14 protein-coding genes are annotated in these 19,517 nt (G+C 38.4%); 11 read left to right on the top strand and 3 right to left on the bottom strand.

All coding sequences use genetic code 11. The features are described from left to right. Positions 1 to 58: 58 nt before the first annotated feature. Positions 59 to 997 carry a hypothetical protein gene (locus B4N43_RS14895; RefSeq protein WP_248932339.1) on the top strand — a complete coding sequence of 313 codons (939 nt, stop codon included), beginning with the start codon at positions 59 to 61 and terminating at the stop codon, positions 995 to 997. Between the two features lie 12 nt (positions 998 to 1,009). Next, positions 1,010 to 1,207 (top strand): hypothetical protein, encoded by a 198-nt coding sequence (locus B4N43_RS14890; protein ID WP_286735471.1) that lies wholly within the window; start codon positions 1,010 to 1,012, stop codon positions 1,205 to 1,207. 210 nt (positions 1,208 to 1,417) lie between these two features. On the opposite strand, the gene B4N43_RS14885 is transcribed toward B4N43_RS14890, so the two are convergent. Then, positions 1,418 to 1,936: a hypothetical protein gene (locus B4N43_RS14885; RefSeq protein ID WP_248932341.1), complete on the bottom strand. Its 519-nt coding sequence runs from the start codon at positions 1,934 to 1,936 to the stop codon at positions 1,418 to 1,420. A 309-nt stretch (positions 1,937 to 2,245) separates the two neighbouring features. Here B4N43_RS14885 and B4N43_RS14880 point away from each other — a divergent pair, with 309 nt between their 5' ends. Beyond that, positions 2,246 to 3,493, top strand: coding sequence for a hypothetical protein (locus tag B4N43_RS14880; RefSeq protein ID WP_286735470.1), 1,248 nt, complete (start codon positions 2,246 to 2,248; stop codon positions 3,491 to 3,493). A gap of 192 nt (positions 3,494 to 3,685) precedes the next feature. Here the strand turns inward: B4N43_RS14880 and B4N43_RS14875 are convergent, their stop codons facing one another. Then, a complete protein-coding gene (locus tag B4N43_RS14875) occupies positions 3,686 to 3,967 on the bottom strand; it encodes a hypothetical protein (RefSeq protein ID WP_286735469.1) in 282 nt (93 codons plus the stop codon). Between the two features lie 454 nt (positions 3,968 to 4,421). Between B4N43_RS14875 and B4N43_RS14870 the strand changes: the two genes are divergently transcribed. From B4N43_RS14870 to B4N43_RS14840, 7 genes are all read left to right on the top strand, one after another. Then, positions 4,422 to 4,988 carry an RNA polymerase sigma factor gene (locus B4N43_RS14870; protein ID WP_286735468.1) on the top strand — a complete coding sequence of 189 codons (567 nt, stop codon included), beginning with the start codon at positions 4,422 to 4,424 and terminating at the stop codon, positions 4,986 to 4,988. 114 nt (positions 4,989 to 5,102) lie between these two features. Continuing rightward, complete coding sequence (locus tag B4N43_RS14865; protein WP_286735467.1) at positions 5,103 to 6,248, top strand: FecR family protein; 1,146 nt, start codon at positions 5,103 to 5,105, stop codon at positions 6,246 to 6,248. Between the two features lie 162 nt (positions 6,249 to 6,410). Further along, a complete protein-coding gene (locus tag B4N43_RS14860) occupies positions 6,411 to 9,788 on the top strand; it encodes a TonB-dependent receptor (RefSeq protein ID WP_286735466.1) in 3,378 nt (1,125 codons plus the stop codon). 21 nt (positions 9,789 to 9,809) lie between these two features. Further along, entirely contained in the window at positions 9,810 to 11,678 is a 1,869-nt protein-coding gene (locus B4N43_RS14855) for a RagB/SusD family nutrient uptake outer membrane protein (RefSeq protein ID WP_248932347.1), read from the top strand. A gap of 30 nt (positions 11,679 to 11,708) precedes the next feature. After that, positions 11,709 to 13,025 (top strand): IPT/TIG domain-containing protein, encoded by a 1,317-nt coding sequence (locus tag B4N43_RS14850; RefSeq protein WP_286735465.1) that lies wholly within the window; start codon positions 11,709 to 11,711, stop codon positions 13,023 to 13,025. Positions 13,026 to 13,091: 66 nt separating this feature from the next. Further along, positions 13,092 to 14,642, top strand: coding sequence for a DUF1565 domain-containing protein (locus B4N43_RS14845; RefSeq protein ID WP_286735464.1), 1,551 nt, complete (start codon positions 13,092 to 13,094; stop codon positions 14,640 to 14,642). 219 nt (positions 14,643 to 14,861) lie between these two features. Next, a complete protein-coding gene (locus tag B4N43_RS14840) occupies positions 14,862 to 15,269 on the top strand; it encodes a DUF5367 domain-containing protein (protein WP_248932350.1) in 408 nt (135 codons plus the stop codon). 145 nt (positions 15,270 to 15,414) lie between these two features. Here B4N43_RS14840 and B4N43_RS14835 read toward each other — a convergent pair whose 3' ends face one another. Beyond that, a complete protein-coding gene (locus tag B4N43_RS14835; RefSeq protein ID WP_182983743.1) occupies positions 15,415 to 16,308 on the bottom strand; it encodes a helix-turn-helix domain-containing protein in 894 nt (297 codons plus the stop codon). Positions 16,309 to 16,457: 149 nt separating this feature from the next. On the opposite strand from B4N43_RS14835, the gene B4N43_RS14830 reads away from it, so the two are divergent. Beyond that, complete coding sequence (locus B4N43_RS14830; RefSeq protein ID WP_286735463.1) at positions 16,458 to 19,511, top strand: SusC/RagA family TonB-linked outer membrane protein; 3,054 nt, start codon at positions 16,458 to 16,460, stop codon at positions 19,509 to 19,511. Positions 19,512 to 19,517: the final 6 nt, after the last annotated feature.

The raw sequence follows: 19,517 nt of genomic DNA, 5'->3' as shown, positions 1-19,517 counted from the left end.
GTATAAAAATCCTAAGTATTAAAAATATAACAACACCGGATCTTAGCCCCATTACAATATGAGAATCGAAAATAGAAGAGTTGTTAATAGAAGACAGATTAATAAGGCTATTGTAGAGGATGATAAAAAAGGTTTAATCTTAACAGATTCTAACCTAAATATTTTAAATAATCTTGGTTTCGAAGAATTCCGTCTCTTAGATTTTGCCCCTAATGGCCACATTATACTTTTGAAATCCAAAAATTGGCTAACAATACGCAATGCAAATAAAACGACAATTACAGCTTTTGACATTGAAACTAAACAACAACTCTTTTCTACTGACAAATTTCTGGGATATAGAAGCATAATTGATAAGTCATCTAACTATTTTTTACTCGAATATTATTCTGGATTATGTTGTGTAAATATTAAAAACGGTGAGGTGGTTTTCAAAAAAGATAAAATTCACAAAAGTCTTTACAATGCAGATTTACACCTTAAAAGCAACATTGTTTATATCCCAACAGAAAAAAAATCTATTCTGAGATATCACTTTGACGATCATTATTTCGATGAAATAAAACTTGAAAATATAGGCGGTACGAGTTGGATAAAATTTGATAATACCCAAACCTATCTATTGGTAAGTGACAAAAAAAATTCATTACACTGCTTTACACACGACAACTTTGTCAAACCAATATGGACAATAAATTTTTCGAAACTTAAAAAAGATAATAGAATTTGCTGTTACAATATCATAACTACTGAGAGCAATTTGGCGTGTATTCACGGATTTATGCCTGCGAGTGACCAAACTGCGTACGCCGGGGGTACACTACATATTTTCGATATCCTCTCTGGTGAAATAATTGATTCTTTGGATTATGCAAACATTCAAGAAGAAATAATCACTGATTTCCAAGAAGATGAAATCATTATTGACGACTTAAGGTCACTATCATTGAAAACTAAAACATTCCGACAGACGCCGATAGCATCATATCTACACTAGAACTAAATCGATATGGATCATTTAGACCTTATACCATTATGGCCATTAGTAGCTAACATCAAACAGGAAATTAGCTATGGTCAAGGGAAAATGGAAACCCACAATGGCACGAAACAGTTTATCCCAGGCACCAAGTATATTATCGATTGGTATGCTGGGATGTGCCAAGATATTACCGTAATTGGCTTGTCCAGGATACGAAAAAATTAATTACCCTTGTTATACGGGCTGGATGGATCGAAAACTTCTGGGTAAAGTTATGCTACAATCCTAAAGTTTGCTCAAAAATAAAGGCCAACTTTGATAGAGAGGAGGCCGGAATTTAATGGTATACAGAAAAATTTGTAAATGATATGCTTGTCGGTATACCTCAATGGAATATGCTTTATCTGTCATTTCTAATTTTTCAAGCATGCTCGATTAAATACCCAGAATTTTTTGAATACTTATTTTCCCCTTTTTAGAAAATCCAACTTTTCTAAGTCCATCTCGTGAGTAATAGGTCCTTTCTTTAATTTCTGGATTTGAAATCAATTTATTACAACTCATACTGATATTAATATATCCTACGATATCGTCTTTATTTCCGTAAAGTAAAACAGAATAGCCAGTATCAAAACAAGCAATATCTTCAGAGCCATAAGTATGATGATCTGTAATAATCTTTATAAATTTATCTTTATCCTTAATAGTCCTAATATAATCAAAACAAGGAGCTATTCTATTGTTATATACAATTGAAATAGCTTTACTTTGGTTACTTTTCTTCTTTGGATTAAACCGATACAGCTCTATTTTAATGACCTGATTAATATCAAGTTTTTTTGCAATATTTATTACTGGATAATTGTCGTCTACTGCTTTCTTCTCATCTTTCAATTGACATTTAACACCTGTAAAATAGAACATCAACAATAACATAACCAAACTTGTTTTCATAAATTATTTTCTATAGATATTGACGCTCATAACATATCCACAATTTATTCTTTTATCTTTAAAATTTGACCAACTAATATATATTTTTTTGTTACCATTCATAATTAATCGTGTCTATTAGTTCTTGCATTATCGTTATTTTATTGTCCTTTCGTATTTTATCTATATCCTTTTTTACTAACCTTTCTTATAGCATTTGTCATAGAAATAACCAAATTAAATTACTTATATTCAATTATACAAACGACACTGAAAGAAAATACCTTATTTCATTTTTCGTTAGTAACAGTTAAGCCTATTCAAGAACTTATGAAACGTTTGGATATAAACAAGACAAGTCCCGTATCAAAAACGAGGAATATCAATAGACAAAACATCTTAAGAACTGATTTTGAAATCCTTACTAACTTCTATGAGATCTGTAAAAAGAAAAAAATATCAGAACGAGAAGTTTCGTTTTTAATGGGAAAGACCAACAAATATTTCCAAGGGTGTCTCAAGCTGTTTTTTAAAAGTACGATTAAACCTGAATTTCTAACCATTCTGCCGGCCATTACTTCTAAAAACATTCAAGAAATTATACCAAATGACATCGCACCAAAAGAAACTATCGATATCCATGGTACTTATAAACAAGAGAGAAACGAATTTTCGGTCTCAGATTATTATAAATTTACTGTAATTTATCAAAACGGAACCACTAGAAACTATCGTTGGAAAATAGAAATTACGAAAGGGACAAGATCTAAAGTGAACCCAGAACTATTTGAGATATTGAAAAAATTAATCTCACGCCATTACTTTCACAAGCCAAAATTTGCGTTCAATATCTATACTACACTCAATTCGAGGTTTAAAAATGCTTTCAGTCCTTTAGCGCTACAAATTGTGCTTTCGAAACTAACCAATAAAAGCACCAACCCAGCATTTTCTTTGCAAGAGGGTATCGATAATACGAGAACTACATATAGCAAGATATTGACCGAAAGCGAAAAGTTTCTGGAACATTGTCAGGACTATATGATCTGGATTTCGAGCTATGTGCCATTAGATTCTCCCTCGAGCAAGTATTTCATCTGGTATGAAGATACTGACGAAAATGATAAACTGCTAACCTCTCTTGATGGAAAAGTGCTACTCTCACCTTCCATCGAAGAATTGCTGACTGTGTTGAAGAGTAATGACAGTATCTTTAAAGCGCCTGTTAATTTAGAAGCATGGTTGTCCGGTATGGAAGACTTACCACCTACAAAGTCGGTCTCTTATTCTCCCAAGGAAATTATTGACGGATTTAAAGTAGATACTGTTTCTGTGGATACACTCGGTTATTTTGTAGACTTTTACAATCTAGCCGGCGATCTAGGTTATCAAGATGATCGATTCGACGCTCTTCAAGAATTTCGGAAGATTGGAGAGCTTACGAAAGTTTGGGATTATTTTTGCAACAACCGTCTTTTCAAAGCCAGGAGACATAAGGAACTCTCTTTCGATAGGGCAAAGTTCATTGTTGATTTTAAGAAATTGGTTGGAGGGTTTGAGGCGTTAATGCTTGGGTAAACGATTTTGTAGCTACAGGCTTTCATCTGATTACTAAGATTGATTTCAGCACAATTCCGAAAAATATATTTATTAAATGTAAAGATGATTTAGGCGATATTTACGAACTAACTATGGAAAAATAGACGGAAATCTAGCTTGGATCTCTTGGATGACTGGGATATTTGCATTTTTCACCCTTATTTTGCACCGTTATTTTTTATGGGTAGTTTTCAATATATTGATCAGGACAAAAAATGTAAGTACAAGCATAATTGCCTGAATGATAAATACAGGGTAAAGTAAATCTCCTTGGGCATAACGATATCCAAAACTGACTATCGTTACCGGAAATGTAAATGCTAATCCAACAGTTGCCCAATCGCTGTACAACGGGTCGTCAGGATAAATAGAACATACAGATAGTGTACCTATACTGACATAAATCAATGCGATAAAAAATGGACCTTTCCTTTTCTTAAGGTATTTGATCATATCTATTTGGCTAATTTATTTGACCAACGCAATATAGCAATTTACAAAGATTGGTTATATCTCTAAAAAGGCATTAAATATTTTTTGCACTTGAACTTTAAATTTAATACACTCCTATATCAAAAACATCGAAATTTATTCAAGAAGTTCTCTCGCTCATCACTGTCAGAAGAATTATTGTAGTTTTCTATATCAGAATAGGCCCTACATTAACGCGGCCTTAACCGTTTTTTTTTAATCGGGTTTTTCGGAAAAATCCAATTTTCCCAAAAAGACTTAGATAAATCGCATTTTGAATTCGCGTATCAACTATACCCAAATTGCCTGATCAATGATTTCCACAATTAGGTGGTCAAGATTTCAGAAATTTCAATGATATTCTTATTTTGCTTTTTAGCTATTTTGTATTTAAGTTTGAATTGTTTTAACTACCGACTATAAACATCCCGTAATTATGGATTACACCGTTTACTCTGATATGCAAATTTTTGAATTGGTTTGTAACGGCGATGAGCGGGCCCTTCAGCACTTTATGTCGCGTTTTTGGCAACAGTTATTTAAAACAGCTTTTCATACATTTCCAGATGCTGTAGTATGCCAGGAACTGGTACAAAATGTATTTATTAAAATCTGGGGAAATAGAGAGAAGATCACATTAAAGTATTCAATTCATACTTATCTATTCAGTTGTATTCGTTATGAAGTATTCCATGAAATCAAAAAAACGATGAAACATGCTGAATTAAAAAATGACGAAATCAACTATATAGATTCATTTGACCCGCTTATAAGAATGGAATACACTGAGCTGCTCGACTATGTTGAACAATTAATCGATAACCTTCCAGAGAAATGTAGACAGATATTCTATCTCAGTCGAATAGAACAATTAAATAACAAAGAGATCGCCCTGCAGCTAAACCTTTCTCCAAAAACAGTAGAAAATCAAATCTCTATCGCCATTAAAAAGTTAAAGCAAGATATTTCTAAGAATACTATCTTATTCTTTATTTTCCTTTAAAATTTAATCAATTCAAAAACAAATACTTACATTTTATTTTATTAAAATCGAAATTTCCTTTTGGGGGTAAATTCAAAAATTGCACTCTATACCATAGAATCAATTTATAATTTCATGAAGGAGCCTAGATTAATATACTTAATCAAAAAAATTCTAAATAAAACTTCCACAGACCAAGAAATGATGGAAGTGGATAACGATTTATTGAATACCTACCACCACGCTCTTTTAGACAGTCAGGACCTTGCGGATAAAGATGAAATGGAAAAAAAAATACAGCAAAATGTATTAAATGCCATTCGTGAAAGTGAGCAGGGAAATAGGCTACAAAAATTGACGAGACGCTACCTGCCTTATGCGGCAGCCATATTAATCATATCAAGTATAGGATTCCTATTCTATATCAACATCAAATCCGACCATTTGGATAAGCCAAAAGAAGAACATGCAGTGCTTAAGCCTGCCAACGACAAAGCTGTGCTGCAAAACGACAAAGGCAAGCTGGTCAATCTTTCAGGACAAAAGGCAGGCGACACGATCCAATTTGGGGCATTACTTCTAAAAATAGAAAAAGAGGGAGTTATTAGCTACAAAAAGAAGGATGCCGATATTACCGGTCCACCAAAACTAGTCACATTAAAAACCCCGAAAGGAGGAAAGTTTCAGATCAATCTAGAGGATGGAACAAAAGTATGGCTCAATACCGAAAGTAGCATTGTATTTCCCGAACATTTTGATAAGGATCGGCGACTGGTCTCTATACAGGGTGAGGCCTATTTTGAGGTTGCGGAATCCAGGTCAAAACCATTTATTGTTCAGGGAGACAACTTCGGAGTCCGTGTATTGGGAACTAAGTTTAATGTATCTAGCAGAACAACCAATAAATTTTCAAAAGTTGCTTTATTACAAGGTTCAGTACAGCTAACGTCGAAAGTAGGGAACAAGATATTAAAACCCGGAGAAAGGGCCACGATGGATGCCTCTAGAGTTATCTATGATAAATTTGACCCTGAAACTGAACTCGCATGGAAAGATAATTATTTTATTTTCAAAGATGAAAATATCAAATCTGTAATGGATGAATTAGCCCAATGGTACGATGCCGAAATCATATTTCAGGGCAATGAATGGAACGACGTAAATTTTAATATTCGCATATCCAGAAGAGAAAATATAGAAGAAATCTTGTCCATAATGGAATTCACAAAATCCGTGCAGTTTAAGATCGAAGGAAGGAGGATCTATGTCATAAAAAAATAACCAATTACTAAAACTAATAAAGCCAAGATGCTCGAACATCTTGGCCGTGAATAAAGTTTTAAAATTTTCAGTCAAAAACTTAATAACCTTTTAATTCCTCACAAATTTATGAAAATAATATTGGGAAAGGAACATGCTATGTCCTTATCTAAGATAATCCTAATGATGAAATTTTACATATTTCTCGCTTTTTTAGCTACTGTAAAGGCCAACACGCCCGTTTACAGTCAGAAGGTGAGCCTACATTTTAAAAATAGTAGGCTGGATGAGGTGCTTACAGAACTCAGCAAGCAGGCGCACGTCGACTTGGTCTATGACACCAAGCTGCTGAAAAATGCCCGCCCCGTGACGCTTAGTCTGAATGGGGTTTCACTCAATGACGCGATGAAAGCTCTTGTCGAAGGGCAAGGCCTAGAGTTTGAAGTAAGGAAAAAAACCTTGGTCATTCGTCCCAAGATAGAAAAACTGGATATTCAGAACACAAACTATCCGACGGAGATCCAAAAAAGTGTCAGTGGAACGGTCAGCGATCAACAGGGCAATCCATTGGCCGGGGTAACAGTCAGAATAAAGGATTCTCAACTAACCACATCAACAGATAACAAAGGTAATTTTACAATTTCCCCTCCAACTGGAGAACAGGTACTGACATTCAGCTTTATCGGTTACCAAACCCTCGAACGCAAAATTAACAAAGACCGCGAGAGTTACCTGACTGTTACCTTAACCTTGGCGAGCAACAACTTAGACGATGTCGTTGTTGTGGGATATGGTACACAGAAGAAAATTACAGTCACCGGTTCGGTAAGTTCAGTGAATATGGCCGATATGCGGACCCCTGTTCCAAATCTATCGAATGCACTGGCTGGAAAAGTAGCCGGGATCATCTCTGTTCAGTCTAGTGGTGAACCGGGTTATGATAATTCTACTTTCACCATCCGTGGTATAGGCACCTTCACCGGAAATAAATCACCATTGATTATAATCGATGGTGTACAGCGGGACGATGTCAATGGAGGCTTCGCTGGATCTTTCAATAATATAGACCCCGAAGATATTTCGAGTATATCGCTGCTTAAAGACGCTTCGTCTACAGCGATGTACGGTGCAAAGGGGGCAAACGGTGTAATGATCATCACAACAAAAAGAGGCGTTGCCGGTAAACCTAAAATCTCCTTCAAAGCTGAATCTGGGTTTTCAAGTTTCACGAAAACTCCGCAGATGCTGGATGGTATAAAATATATGGAACTCCAGAATGAGGCAAGAACAAATATGGGCTTAACACCCGTATACTCTGATGAACTGATCCAAAAAACACGGAGTGGCTTGGACCCTTATATGTACCCCAATGTCAATTGGATAGGCGAAGTATACAAGAAAAATTCCTTCTTAAACAATTTCAACCTGAATATCAACGGTGGCGGAGAATCTGTGAAGTACTACATTTCTGCATCTTATTATAATCAAAAGGGTCCTTACAAGGTAAGTAATATAAATAATTACAATCCCAATTTAGATTTTAAACGTTATGATTTCCGTAGCAATGTTGATGTCAATTTAACGAAAAGTACCTTGGTTCAGCTTAATTTGACGGGTATGTTGGTCAATTCAAGATATCCTGGAATATCGGCCGGAAACCTATGGTACCTAGCTTATGCAACTACACCCGTCGCCTACCCCACCAGGTATCCGGACGGAAGATGGGCAGGGCCTTTAAATAATGGCGGCAGCAATCCGTTAAATGAGGTTCAAAATAACGGTTATTCTGACGAGTTTAAACCGGTTATCCAATCGGTTCTGACCATCAATCAAAAACTAGATGCGGTTACTGAAGGGCTTTCTGCTTATGCTCGTTTTTCATTTGACAGCTATGGTGAATTCAATAACCGTAGGTCCGGAAGGAATGACTTATGGCAAGCAACAGGTCGTACACCACAAGGAGAGCTTATCTTCAACCAGACCCGCGTGGGTCAGCAATTCCTTGATTATAGCCAAGAATCAGCCGGTCAACGCGTTATGTACCTTGAAACCAATTTAAATTATGACCGTACTTTCAATGACCATAAAATAGGCGGAATGTTACTCTATAATATGCGAAACCGCTTGGTCAGTTTGGCCGGCTCGGTGATCGGTGCTATCCCCTACCGCAATCAGAGTATTGCAGGACGGATTACCTACGGCTTCCGGGATAAATATCTTGCGGAGATCAACGCCGGCTATACGGGATCTGAAAATTTTGAGAAAGGCAAGAAATTTGGTCTATTCCCTTCCATTTCGGGTGGCTGGGTCATCTCCAACGAAGAATTCTTCGAACCGCTGAAAAACACATTTAATCTATTAAAGATTAGGGGATCCTATGGAGTTGTCGGTAACGATAACATTGATGGGGGCAGATTTCCCTACTTAACACAAATTGGCGCTGGTGGAAATACAGGTTTTGGCCTGAATGGGACTTCGGCAGCGGGAATGACCGAGAATGTACTGGGCGTACAGAACCTCACCTGGGAGAAGTCTTATAAAAGTGATATCGGTCTAGAAATCGGTCTCCGGAACAAACTCAATATCGTATTGAGCAGATATCATGAAAACCGGAAGGATATTCTTATCCGGAGGAAATCAATCTCTTCGATTGCCGGTTATAGTAATTTGAATGTTTTCGCGAATCTTGGCGAAATGAACAACACCGGAGTAGACGCAAATCTGGAATACAATGATAAATTCGGCGGTGTCAGCTTGCGTTTGTTCGGAAATGTAACTTACAGTAAAAATAAAATTATTTTTGCCGACGAGCCGATCCGCAAATATAGTTATCAAGCTGAAACAGGAAAACGTTTTGGCGAATATAAAGGGTATGTGGCTACAGGTTATTTTGTAAGCAATGAGGAAATTGCCAACTCACCCGAGCAAAAGTTTAATCCAGTGCAACCAGGTGATATCCGTTATAAAAACCTGAATAGTGCTGACGACAATGTCATTGATGCTTTTGATGAGACCTACCTTGGTAAATCGTGGTTTCCAACATGGCTATTTGGTGCTGGATTTGGAATCTCCTATAAGGGCTTTGATCTTTCTCTATTCTTTCAGGGTGTTGGTGATGTTGGTATTATGGCAAATGGTTCGGGAATTGATTTTCCGGGAGGTGGGGCTAAGGGCGCTGGCGTTATCCCATTTTCGGGCATTGGACTTTACCCCAACAATACCATGTCTATTGTCGAAGATCGCTGGACAGCTGATAATCCACGCCAGGATGCCTATTACCCACGCCTTACCATGGCGAACAACTCGGACAATAATTACCTGAATAGTACCCATTGGCTAAAGGACGGAGCTTACACACGGTTAAAACAGGCTTCAATCGGTTACAATATTAAAGCTAAAGGATTAGACAAGCTCGGATTTAACGCACTATATGTATATTCTTCGGGGCAAAACTTACTGACTTTCAGCAAATTTAAGCTTTGGGATCCCGAGTTGGGTGATAATGGCGCTAAATATCCATTGAACCGCATGATCACCTTTGGTGTTCGGGCACAGTTTTAAACCTATTTAATCTTAGCAAACATGAAATACAGATCAACAAAATATATTGCTTTGGGCTTACTGACACTAAGTTTAATGCAAAGCTGCACTTATCTCGACAAAAAACCGGACAATCTACTGACCTCCGATATGCTCTGGGAAACCCGCGCCAACGCAGAAGGTTACCTGAATCAGATTTATAGTTATGTAAAAATGCCCGTGGATGACTATACCGTTTTGGGAGCAAGTGACGAAAACTCGTGCAATATCCCAAGTGTAAATGTACGCAAGATGGTTGCAGGCAACTGGAATCCCCAAAGTGCTTATTGGCAAGAGTACTGGAATGATGCGTATAGTGCTATCAGACAATCATTTGTTTTCGAAGAAAACATCGATAAAGTTCCGGAAAGTGCGATGGGATCTGACCTCAAGATACAGTATAAAGCCGAGGCAAGATTTCTCCGCGGATGGTTTTATTGGAAATTGCTCCGCCAATATGGTCCGGCAGTATTATTGGACAAACCACTTGGCTTAAATGAAGACTATAATAATTACCCTCGCAACTCATTTCAGGAATGTGTGGATTATATCAATAAGATGATGGATATGGCTGCGGCTGATCTGCCTGTTGTTTGGTCCTCCTCGGCCAATTACGGACGCCCGAGTAAAGGTAGCTGTCTAGCCGTAAAATCACAGGTAGCTCTTTGGGCTGCCAGTCCGTTATGGAATGGGAATCCCCGCTTTGCCGACTTTAAGAACAAAGACGGAAAAGCTTTAGCTCCGTTGCAAAACGATCCCAGCAAATGGAAAATAGCCGCTGATGCTGCAAAAGCTGTCATCGATTTAAATGCTTACAAGCTTTTTACAAATCTGGAGGAGGGAGATACCAATTTCGACCCGTACCTGTCCTTCCGTGATCTCTTCCTCACGAGCTTTAATAGTGAGATCATATTTTCTACTCACAGAGCCGATACCTGGCAATGGGGGCATGAAAAACGAAGCGCTCCTGAACCAGGTGGTATCAATATGATGAATGCGACTCAGAATGTGGTGGATGCTCACCTGATGCGCAATGGCAAAACCATAGACGACCCTACCTCCGGCTATAAAGAAGATGGCTTTGTGCAGCAAGATGATCCCGCTAACTATGGAAAGTCAAGGGACGGAGTAAATAGAGGCTACATCACGGGTAACTCTTCGATGTATGTGGACCGCGAGCCACGATTCTATGTCAACATTCTATACAATGGTAAGCCAATATTACCTGCGCCTACAACGGATGATCGTAACTATTTTTCATCGGATGTCAATAAAGATGGCCGTGGTAGAGCAGAATTCTATTATTCGGGGAAAGCAGGTGCAGGACAAAATTCAAATAGCGCTGACAAAACTGGTTATATCGGGCAGAAAAATGTGAGTCCAGCCTCCAACATCCGCCAGGACCGTGCTGTTTACCGTCCATTTATTCATCTTCGTCTTGCGGAGATCTACCTAAACTATGCCGAAGCAATGAATGAAGTCAACCCTGGCCATCCAGATATTCTAACCTATTTAAATCTTGTCCGTCAGCGGGGCGGCTTGCCGAAACTTGAATCGGTTTACCCTCAGGTGGCTGGCAACAAGGATGAACAACGCAAATGGATCTTGCGTGAGCGGCAGATTGAACTGGCCTTTGAAGGAGACCGTTATTTTACGCTAATCCGTCGCTTGATGATGGGAAATCCCACTGTTCAGACGATATATCGTCTGAACGTTAGTGCCAACGATAATGGTCAGGGCTTTGCTTTTCAGGATTTTTATAAACGGCAAACGCTGCAAACCCGGTATTGGAATGACAAGATGTATCTATTCCCCATCTTACAAGATGACATTGACAAGAATAATGCGCTTGTACAAAACCCGGGATGGTAATTAAAATATGGACTTTATTTTTAAAGATTTATGAAATTAACATATAACGCAACTAGTTTAATCTTTTTTGCTCTCCTTATCCTTAGTCTAGCTGGCTGTAAAAAAGAGGATGCCGGTTTTACCCACGATCCCAATACCCCCATAGTCATTACCGACTTTCTTCCAAAACAGGGATCTGGAGGAACTGAGGTATTGATCAATGGCGAGAATTTTTCCTTGGATACCGCAGCGATAGCTATAAAAATAGGTGGTGTTCCCTTAAAAGTTATCGCTTCCAATGGTACACAGATCATGGCTGTTGTACCGAAAAAAGGAGGAACCGGCCCTCTTGAAATTTCGATCGGTGGAAAATCCGGCACTTCGAAAGATACTTATACCTACCTTTACACAAGAACGGTAACCACATTAGCGGGTAATGGCGCTGCAGGATTTGCCAATGGTAAAGGTACCGATGCCATGTTTAATTTTAGCGGTGAAGCCTGGTACCGTAACAACGGTATAGTCGTGGATGACGCATTAAACGTATATGTAACTGACCCAGGTAATCACTGTATACGAAAAATAGACCCGAACGGAAACGTAACAACATTTGCAGGTTCTCCAGGTAATGGTGGTTTTGCTGAAGGGAAAGGCACTGAAGCACGTTTTAGTCTCCCCTATGGCCTTACCATAGATGAACATGGAAATCTGTATAGTGCTGATCCAGGTAATTGGGATATCCGAAAGATTTCTCCAGACGGAACCACCAAAATCGTTGCTTGGGGCAATAGTGCCCCATGGTTTATCGCTTACGACAGAACTTCAAAAAAAATCTATTACAATGTCGTTGATTCACCGGCCCCTATCTACCAGATCAATTTGGACGGTACGGCCTCTAATACTGTTATCACCGGACTGAATTATCCTGCGGGTATGGCCTGCGGTTCAGATGGCAGTCTTTATATCGCTTTACATGGCGATAATCAAATCCGCCAATATGATCCAAAAACCTGGAAGTATACAGTTATTGCTGGAACGGGCAAATATGGCTATAAGAATGGCCCAGGGAAAGACGCCGAATTCGCACTCCCTTGGGGCATTGCAGTCGACAGTCAAAACAATATTCTAATTGCTGGAAATGGTACCAATGGCGGCGATAGTAATTCTCCCGACCAAAGCATCCGCTTTGTAGACGGCAAAACATATCAGGTAAGTACCTTTGCAGGATCGGGCAAGTCTGGCTTCATAAATGGTATTGGAGAAGCGGCGGCATTCAATGTGCCTGAAGGCGTTGCCGTTGACAAAAACGGAACTGTGTATGTACTGGATAAAAAGAACAATAGCATTCGTAAAATCATATCAGAATAAGAATTCTGTAATTTCAATGAACAGCCTCTATTAAAAAGGAGGCTGTTATTATATACAGCCCTATCAATGAAATTAAAATATTTATTTTCACTTTTATTAATTGCTCAAAACACAACTCTGTCGTGTGCATCCTGTAAGAAATGCGCTCCCTTAGCTCATAATCAGACCAAGATCCCTCTGAAAAACAAATATGTCGACATAAACGGTAACGATAACAATTTGGGTACTAGAAATGCCCCTTTTAAGTCTATTTCAAAAGCAATCGCCAGTGCTTTGCCCGGTGATACGGTATTTGTAAAGAAGGGAACTTATCATGAGAAGGTATTTATTTCAAACTCCGGCACGATTGAAAAGCCGATAGTCCTAATACCCTATTCCAATGAGCTAGTTCGTATTAATGGAGACGGACTGTTAATTTCCGAAATGGAAGCGTTACTAACGATAAGGAATGCAAAAAATATACAGGTCGAAGGGTTTATAGTTGAAAATTTTAGAACAAGCGCCAAAGGAATTGATATAAATGGCATTATTATCGACAAGGGATCAAAAAATATTAGCCTCCGAAAGAATACAATCCACCATATCGAAAATAATGCTTCTCCACAGGATGGACGAAGTGGACATGGTATACTTGTTATAGGCAATACTGCCGAACCGCTAACAAATATTATTGTTGAAGAAAATATTGTTCACGATTGCAATACAGGATATTCTGAAAACATAACCGTCAACGGGTATGTTGACGGATTTACTATTCGCAGAAATAAGGTTTATAACGGTGAAAATATAGGAATAGTCGCTGCAGGTGGATATGCAGGTAATGCCAATCCAGCACTTAATTATGTACGCAATGGTCTGATCAGTGAAAATGAAGTTTATGATATTAATGGAAAAACAGGTCCTATTCCTGCGTTTGAAAAACATAATGGCGCCATCGGAATTTACATTGACGGTGCGCGAAATATAATCGTTGAAAGAAATTGTGTTTATCGTTGTGGCCGGGGTATTGGACTCGTAAGTGAAACTGATAATTTTCCCACACAGGATTGTATTGTACGGAATAATTTAATTTATAACAATTCCCTTGCGGGAATTAGTTTAGGTGGTTATCTTAATTACACCGGCGGTGGAACGATAAGATGCTATGTTGTCAATAATACCTTATATAAAAACAGCTTAGATCGTGGATACTTTGACGAGTTCGAAGGAGAAATCCGATTGGTCGAAAATTGTATGGATAATGTACTACAAAACAATATTATTTATACAATACCTGGACAGCCTTTTATAAACAAATATACCAAGTCGGGACGAGGCAATAATATGGATTATAACCTCTATTTTAGCGAGAACAACGCTACTTGGATATGGGAAGGACAGACCATCTTATCTTCTGACCAATGGAAAAAAATCTGTAAAACCGATCTGCATTCTAATTATAACCAAAATCCATGTTTTGTGAATCCAACCGCAGCTGATTATAGCATAAAAAGAGGTTCTCCTGCAAGATCTTCCGCTAACTTTATTTCCCAACAGATCAATGGAAACTTAGATCTGAGCGGAAGACCGAGAATAGTTAAGGGATTGCTGGACAAGGGAGCCCATCAGCATAAATAAAAAACATCAGCGTGTTTTTGAATAGTGAAAAGTTTAGGCATTTAAAATTAGCTCGGGTATGAAATCAATTCATTACATTAGCTGAGCAAAATTCCTCATTGCACAAGTACAGAGATTTACAAAAATTTCTATCATGTCATTACGCAGCATAGAATTTTCTTGTAGATGAATCTCGAAAGTGGCGTTTGTCGGATAATACCTTTGTTCAAAATTTCAAAAATGAAAAAAACGTTTATTTTACCAGTTCTTGTTATCGGATTTTTAATTTGGTTTTTGGCAACGTTGGCTTTCCGATTTGCGGGACAATTCTTTTTTATTACCGATTCACCGGTCGTACTTACTAGTTTATATGCAGCAGTAATTCCTGCATTGATTTTGATTTCAGTCTTAACTTTCAAAAGATTTAAACTTTCAGGTTTTGAAAATATAGTCGCTGGCGTGCTATTGGTATTGCCGGGAATGATTCTCGATACATTCGCTATTCAATTTTTTGAAGAGATCTTTCCCAATATGCCGTCAAGCCGAGCTGCAACATTTGGTTCTTGGCTCATGTGGGCTTATAGCGTTGTATTATTAACATCAGTCGTTACAGGACTGCGACAAAATAGGATACTTGGCGGGGACTGAAGAACAGACATGCGCTATGGTAATAAATACCGTTTAGCGTCCTCTTTTCAGCATGCCTATTTCAATATGTTTTATAGTTATATCGTGTTCTCAACAGCATACACTGCCAAAGGTTAATAGAATATTACCGGAATTTATTGATTTTTTAAATAAGACCCATCTCTATAATCGCAGCCAGTTCATCACATCCCATGACCAATAGATAACGCAAACTATTAGGAACATAACCAAAGAATTTTTTGAACGCTGCAGTAAAATGGCTTGCGTGCTTATAACCAAGTTTATTTCCAATAACGCTGATCGTTAATCTGTGATCTTTTAATAGATGTTGTGCTCGCTGCATTTTACACTTCAACACAAAATTGAATATCGTTATTCCATAATAGCTTTTAAAGTGCTGTTTAAGATATTGAACATTGGTCCCAACTTCTTTTGCAAGTTTATGTATGGTATAGGTCTCATGAAGGTTTGTTTCAATAAGCAATTTCACCTGGCTAATTTTCTCAATATCTGATTCGCGTAGTTCCAGTTTATTGGATGGAATACCAGGCTGCACCGCATCCATTAGGGTTGAGAGAATAAACAGTGATTTGGACTTATAAAATGCAGGTAATAACAAACTGCTTCCATTCATTCGTATTAGATCCTTAGCTTTTACATACGTTATAAGCGACGTCTCCTCTGAAATTTTCTCCGCATTTAGTATTGCATCATTTATCGCAGCTATATGCTGCTCGGAAATATCCATTTGCTTAAGATAAGAGTCTCGATATAACAGTATGAGACAGCGCGAATTGCTATGTTTGGATGTGATGCTGACTGTATTCGCATGCAATCGTAGCAACATACTACTGCCCTCTTTCAAAACAATTTTCTTCGGCCCAGTTGACAAGCTGCAGCCCTCTTCAATAGCTATAATAACAAGATAGCTCTTATCTTCCGGGACAATGTTATGGTCTGTGTACGGATAGACCATCCTTACTTTATAATCCGGATGATCGTATTTAAATGCTTTTTTTTCTGCTTGAAGTAACTCCATCGAATAGAAATTTCCAATAGTATAAGTCTTATTTCCGATTGCGTTATTCGGTAAATTATCTTAGCAAGTATCTTCGTAAGCTATTTATTTAGACTTAATATAATCAAAGGTATTGAAATCATACTACTTATTCAATTAAACATTAAAAAATGTTAAAAAGCTACTTATTAATCCTATTTCTATTCTTCACCTCGCAGTTTTATGAAGAGGTGGCCGCACAGACTAATTTTACCGTGGAGGGGCGTATCCTGGATTTAAAAACCGAAGAGCCTATTAGTGGCGTTTCAATCCGTGTGAAAGAAAGTATCAAATCAAGTTCTGTGATGACAGGTTCACAGGGCAGTTTTCGTATCCGCCTTCATCAGGGACAGACATTGGTGATCTCACATCTCAATTATACGCCACAGGAAATTCAGGTTCGTAGTGGACAATCCAATCTTGTCATCCGACTAGCTGAAGACCCACACATGCTATCCGAAGTAAACGTAACTGGTGCATTAGGGATAAAAAGGCAAGCACGAGAACTCGGTACTTCGGCACAATCTGTAGACAATCAAGAATTGAACCTTGGTAAGGTCGTAAATCCTCTTTTGGCGTTATCGAGTAAAGTTGCCGGACTAAGGATCAATGCAACAGACTTAACAACAGGAAAAACTGACCCGGGGATTCAAATTAGGTTAAGAGGAACACGTTCTTTAAACCGGTCAAAAAATGATCCCATATATGTTGTGGATGGTGTACCACTGCCCGATATTACGCGAATAAATCCCAATGATATCCAAGACATTACTGTACTGAAGGGAGCTAATGCTGCTGCATTATATGGATCTGAAGGTGTCAATGGTGCAATTATGATCACCACAAAATCGGGTCGGGCAGAAAGAGGGCAGATCAACTATAGCAATAGTACGCTGTTTTCCAAGGTTTTCCTGCTACCCCCTGCTCAACAGAATTTTGGTCAAGGACAAAATGGTGTGTACAGTCCTGTAGCAAATGAATCTTGGGGAGATCGTTTTAATGGTGAGGTCCGAGATTTTGGGTTACCCATCAATGGTGTACAACCAACGAAGGTATATAGTGCTCCGGATAAAGATAACCGATTGGATTTTTTCGATACGGGCGTAACAGTACAAAACGATCTCTCATTCTCTTCTGGCGATGACAAGGGATCTTATTACGTTTCTTTGCAGGATGTTCGTATCAAAGGTGTGATTCCTGGCGACAAATCAAGTCGTACTGGAGTACGATTTAATGGGTCGCGTCGATTTAACAAGTTGAATACCTCTTTCAATACAAATTACGTTTTTTTCAAGAACAATACGACAAGTGATGGCCCATGGTTATCTGTTTATACACAACCCGCCAATATCGACTATAAAGATGCACGAAACTGGCAGGATCCAAGTTCGCCAAATCATCCTTTAAACTGGTATAATCCAGTTGCCGGCACTAGAAATCCCATTTTCATGGCCGACAATAACAGAAATACCTCTGATCAGCATACATTAAATTCAAAACTGGAGTTTAATTATGAATTTACAGATTGGTTAGATGCGACTTTCCGTACTGGACTATATTTCCAATCAGAACCTGGTCGTGTAACGAACAAAAAATTGGTTTCTAATGTAGCAACAAGAAATATAAATGGTAGCGTAAATGATACACATAGAGGCTTTACCCGTTTCAACAATGATTTGATCCTGAATTTTCATAAAAACTTTGGTGATTTCTCTACCAAGTTTTTGGTCGGACAAAATGTTCGAATGGATGATACGAAATCTATCAATATCAGTGCTACAAATCTATTATTTGAAGATATATTCAATCAGGGCTCTCGCACTGGCGAATTGGTCGGTGGTTCAACAATTACAAAATACCGTTCGCTCGCGACTTACGGAGAATTTACGGCTGGATATAAAAACTATCTTTTTCTAACGTTTACAGGGAGAAATGATCAGGTATCGGTGCTTGACCCAGGAAACAACAGTTATTTTTCTCCAGGTGTAAGTTCCTCTTTTGTATTTACAGATGCGATCGCGAGCCTGCAGAAGAGCAGGGTATTGAGCTACGGTCGTATTTTTGCTTCTTTTAATAAGACAGGAAACGTAACCTTAGATCCTTATCGTCTGAACCTGAGTTATAGCCAAACCGCGGGTTTTCCATTTGGTAGTTTGGTCGGATTTACTCCTTCCCTATCTGAGCCAAACCGATCGATAAAGCCCGAATTTGTTAAATCATTTGAGGTAGGTACCCAGCTCGGATTTTTTAACGACCGTTTGCGGACGGATATTGTTTATGCTTATTCGGACTCGGATGGACAAATATTTGATGCTGGTATCTCACGTGCAACGGGCTTCAATTCAACGATCGTAAATGCTGGACAGATCATCAATAAGACCTATGAAATCATGATCAATGGAACTGCAATTAAAAGCAAAGATTTGAACTTACAGTTTGGCCTTAATTTCAGTTATACCGACACAAAAGCCAAAAATCTATATGCCGGCGACGAGTTTAACATCTTTCGACAAGCTTACGCTATCAAAGGCCTACAATATCCAACACTTCGCATGACTGACTTTTTAAGAGAAGACGGGAAAATCGTTTTGGATCCAAACGGGAATGTAATCCCTTCGGAAGAAGAAAAGGTAATGGGAACGATGGTACCGCCCTATCTTTTTGGATTTAACACCAAATTCAACTATAAATCCTTTACAATGGGTTTTCAGATTGATGCGAGACTGGGAAGTTGGATGTATTCGGAGGTAATCCCGAGGATGTTTGCTGCCGGAACACATCCGGAAACTGCAAAATACGATAGGCAGCCTTTTATTATGCCTAATTCTATGGTACGCCTGGCCGACGGATCAATTGTCGAAAATAATGAGGTATATTCTAAGGGAGATAAAGCGTGGTGGACGGCATACGGAAATATACAATCTGTCACCGCCGCTAAAGGAGATTACCTAAAGCTTAGGGAACTCTATATCGGATATGATTTGCCGCAATCGTGGCTATCCCATCAACGGATGATCAAAAAAGCAAGCATTGGTTTTGTGGGAAATAACCTTTTCATCGTCAGGCATTCTTCCAATACAATCGGCGACCCAGAGGCACTTTATAATCAAACAGATGGCTACAACAGCTTCAGACAGATTCCGACATCAAGATCAATGGGTTTTAATGTCAACATTACTTTTTAATACTAC

Source organism: Sphingobacterium sp. UBA1897 (assembly GCF_002337775.1).
In the GTDB taxonomy this organism is placed as follows: Bacteria; Bacteroidota; Bacteroidia; order Sphingobacteriales; family Sphingobacteriaceae; genus Sphingobacterium; species Sphingobacterium siyangense.
This window is presented reverse-complemented; position numbering and strand designations above follow the sequence as displayed.

What these genes read in the sequence shown, in the direction of transcription:
- B4N43_RS14895 (WP_248932339.1), top strand. Translation starts at nt 59, where the DNA reads ATGAGAATCGAAAATAGAAGAGTTGTTAATAGAAGACAGATTAATAAG.
- B4N43_RS14890 (WP_286735471.1), top strand. Translation starts at nt 1,010, where the DNA reads ATGGATCATTTAGACCTTATACCATTATGGCCATTAGTAGCTAACATC.
- B4N43_RS14885 (WP_248932341.1), bottom strand. Translation starts at nt 1,936, where the DNA reads ATGAAAACAAGTTTGGTTATGTTATTGTTGATGTTCTATTTTACAGGT.
- B4N43_RS14880 (WP_286735470.1), top strand. Translation starts at nt 2,246, where the DNA reads ATGAAACGTTTGGATATAAACAAGACAAGTCCCGTATCAAAAACGAGG.
- B4N43_RS14875 (WP_286735469.1), bottom strand. Translation starts at nt 3,967, where the DNA reads ATGATCAAATACCTTAAGAAAAGGAAAGGTCCATTTTTTATCGCATTG.
- B4N43_RS14870 (WP_286735468.1), top strand. Translation starts at nt 4,422, where the DNA reads ATGGATTACACCGTTTACTCTGATATGCAAATTTTTGAATTGGTTTGT.
- B4N43_RS14865 (WP_286735467.1), top strand. Translation starts at nt 5,103, where the DNA reads ATGAAGGAGCCTAGATTAATATACTTAATCAAAAAAATTCTAAATAAA.
- B4N43_RS14860 (WP_286735466.1), top strand. Translation starts at nt 6,411, where the DNA reads ATGATGAAATTTTACATATTTCTCGCTTTTTTAGCTACTGTAAAGGCC.
- B4N43_RS14855 (WP_248932347.1), top strand. Translation starts at nt 9,810, where the DNA reads ATGAAATACAGATCAACAAAATATATTGCTTTGGGCTTACTGACACTA.
- B4N43_RS14850 (WP_286735465.1), top strand. Translation starts at nt 11,709, where the DNA reads ATGAAATTAACATATAACGCAACTAGTTTAATCTTTTTTGCTCTCCTT.
- B4N43_RS14845 (WP_286735464.1), top strand. Translation starts at nt 13,092, where the DNA reads ATGAAATTAAAATATTTATTTTCACTTTTATTAATTGCTCAAAACACA.
- B4N43_RS14840 (WP_248932350.1), top strand. Translation starts at nt 14,862, where the DNA reads ATGAAAAAAACGTTTATTTTACCAGTTCTTGTTATCGGATTTTTAATT.
- B4N43_RS14835 (WP_182983743.1), bottom strand. Translation starts at nt 16,308, where the DNA reads ATGGAGTTACTTCAAGCAGAAAAAAAAGCATTTAAATACGATCATCCG.
- B4N43_RS14830 (WP_286735463.1), top strand. Translation starts at nt 16,458, where the DNA reads ATGTTAAAAAGCTACTTATTAATCCTATTTCTATTCTTCACCTCGCAG.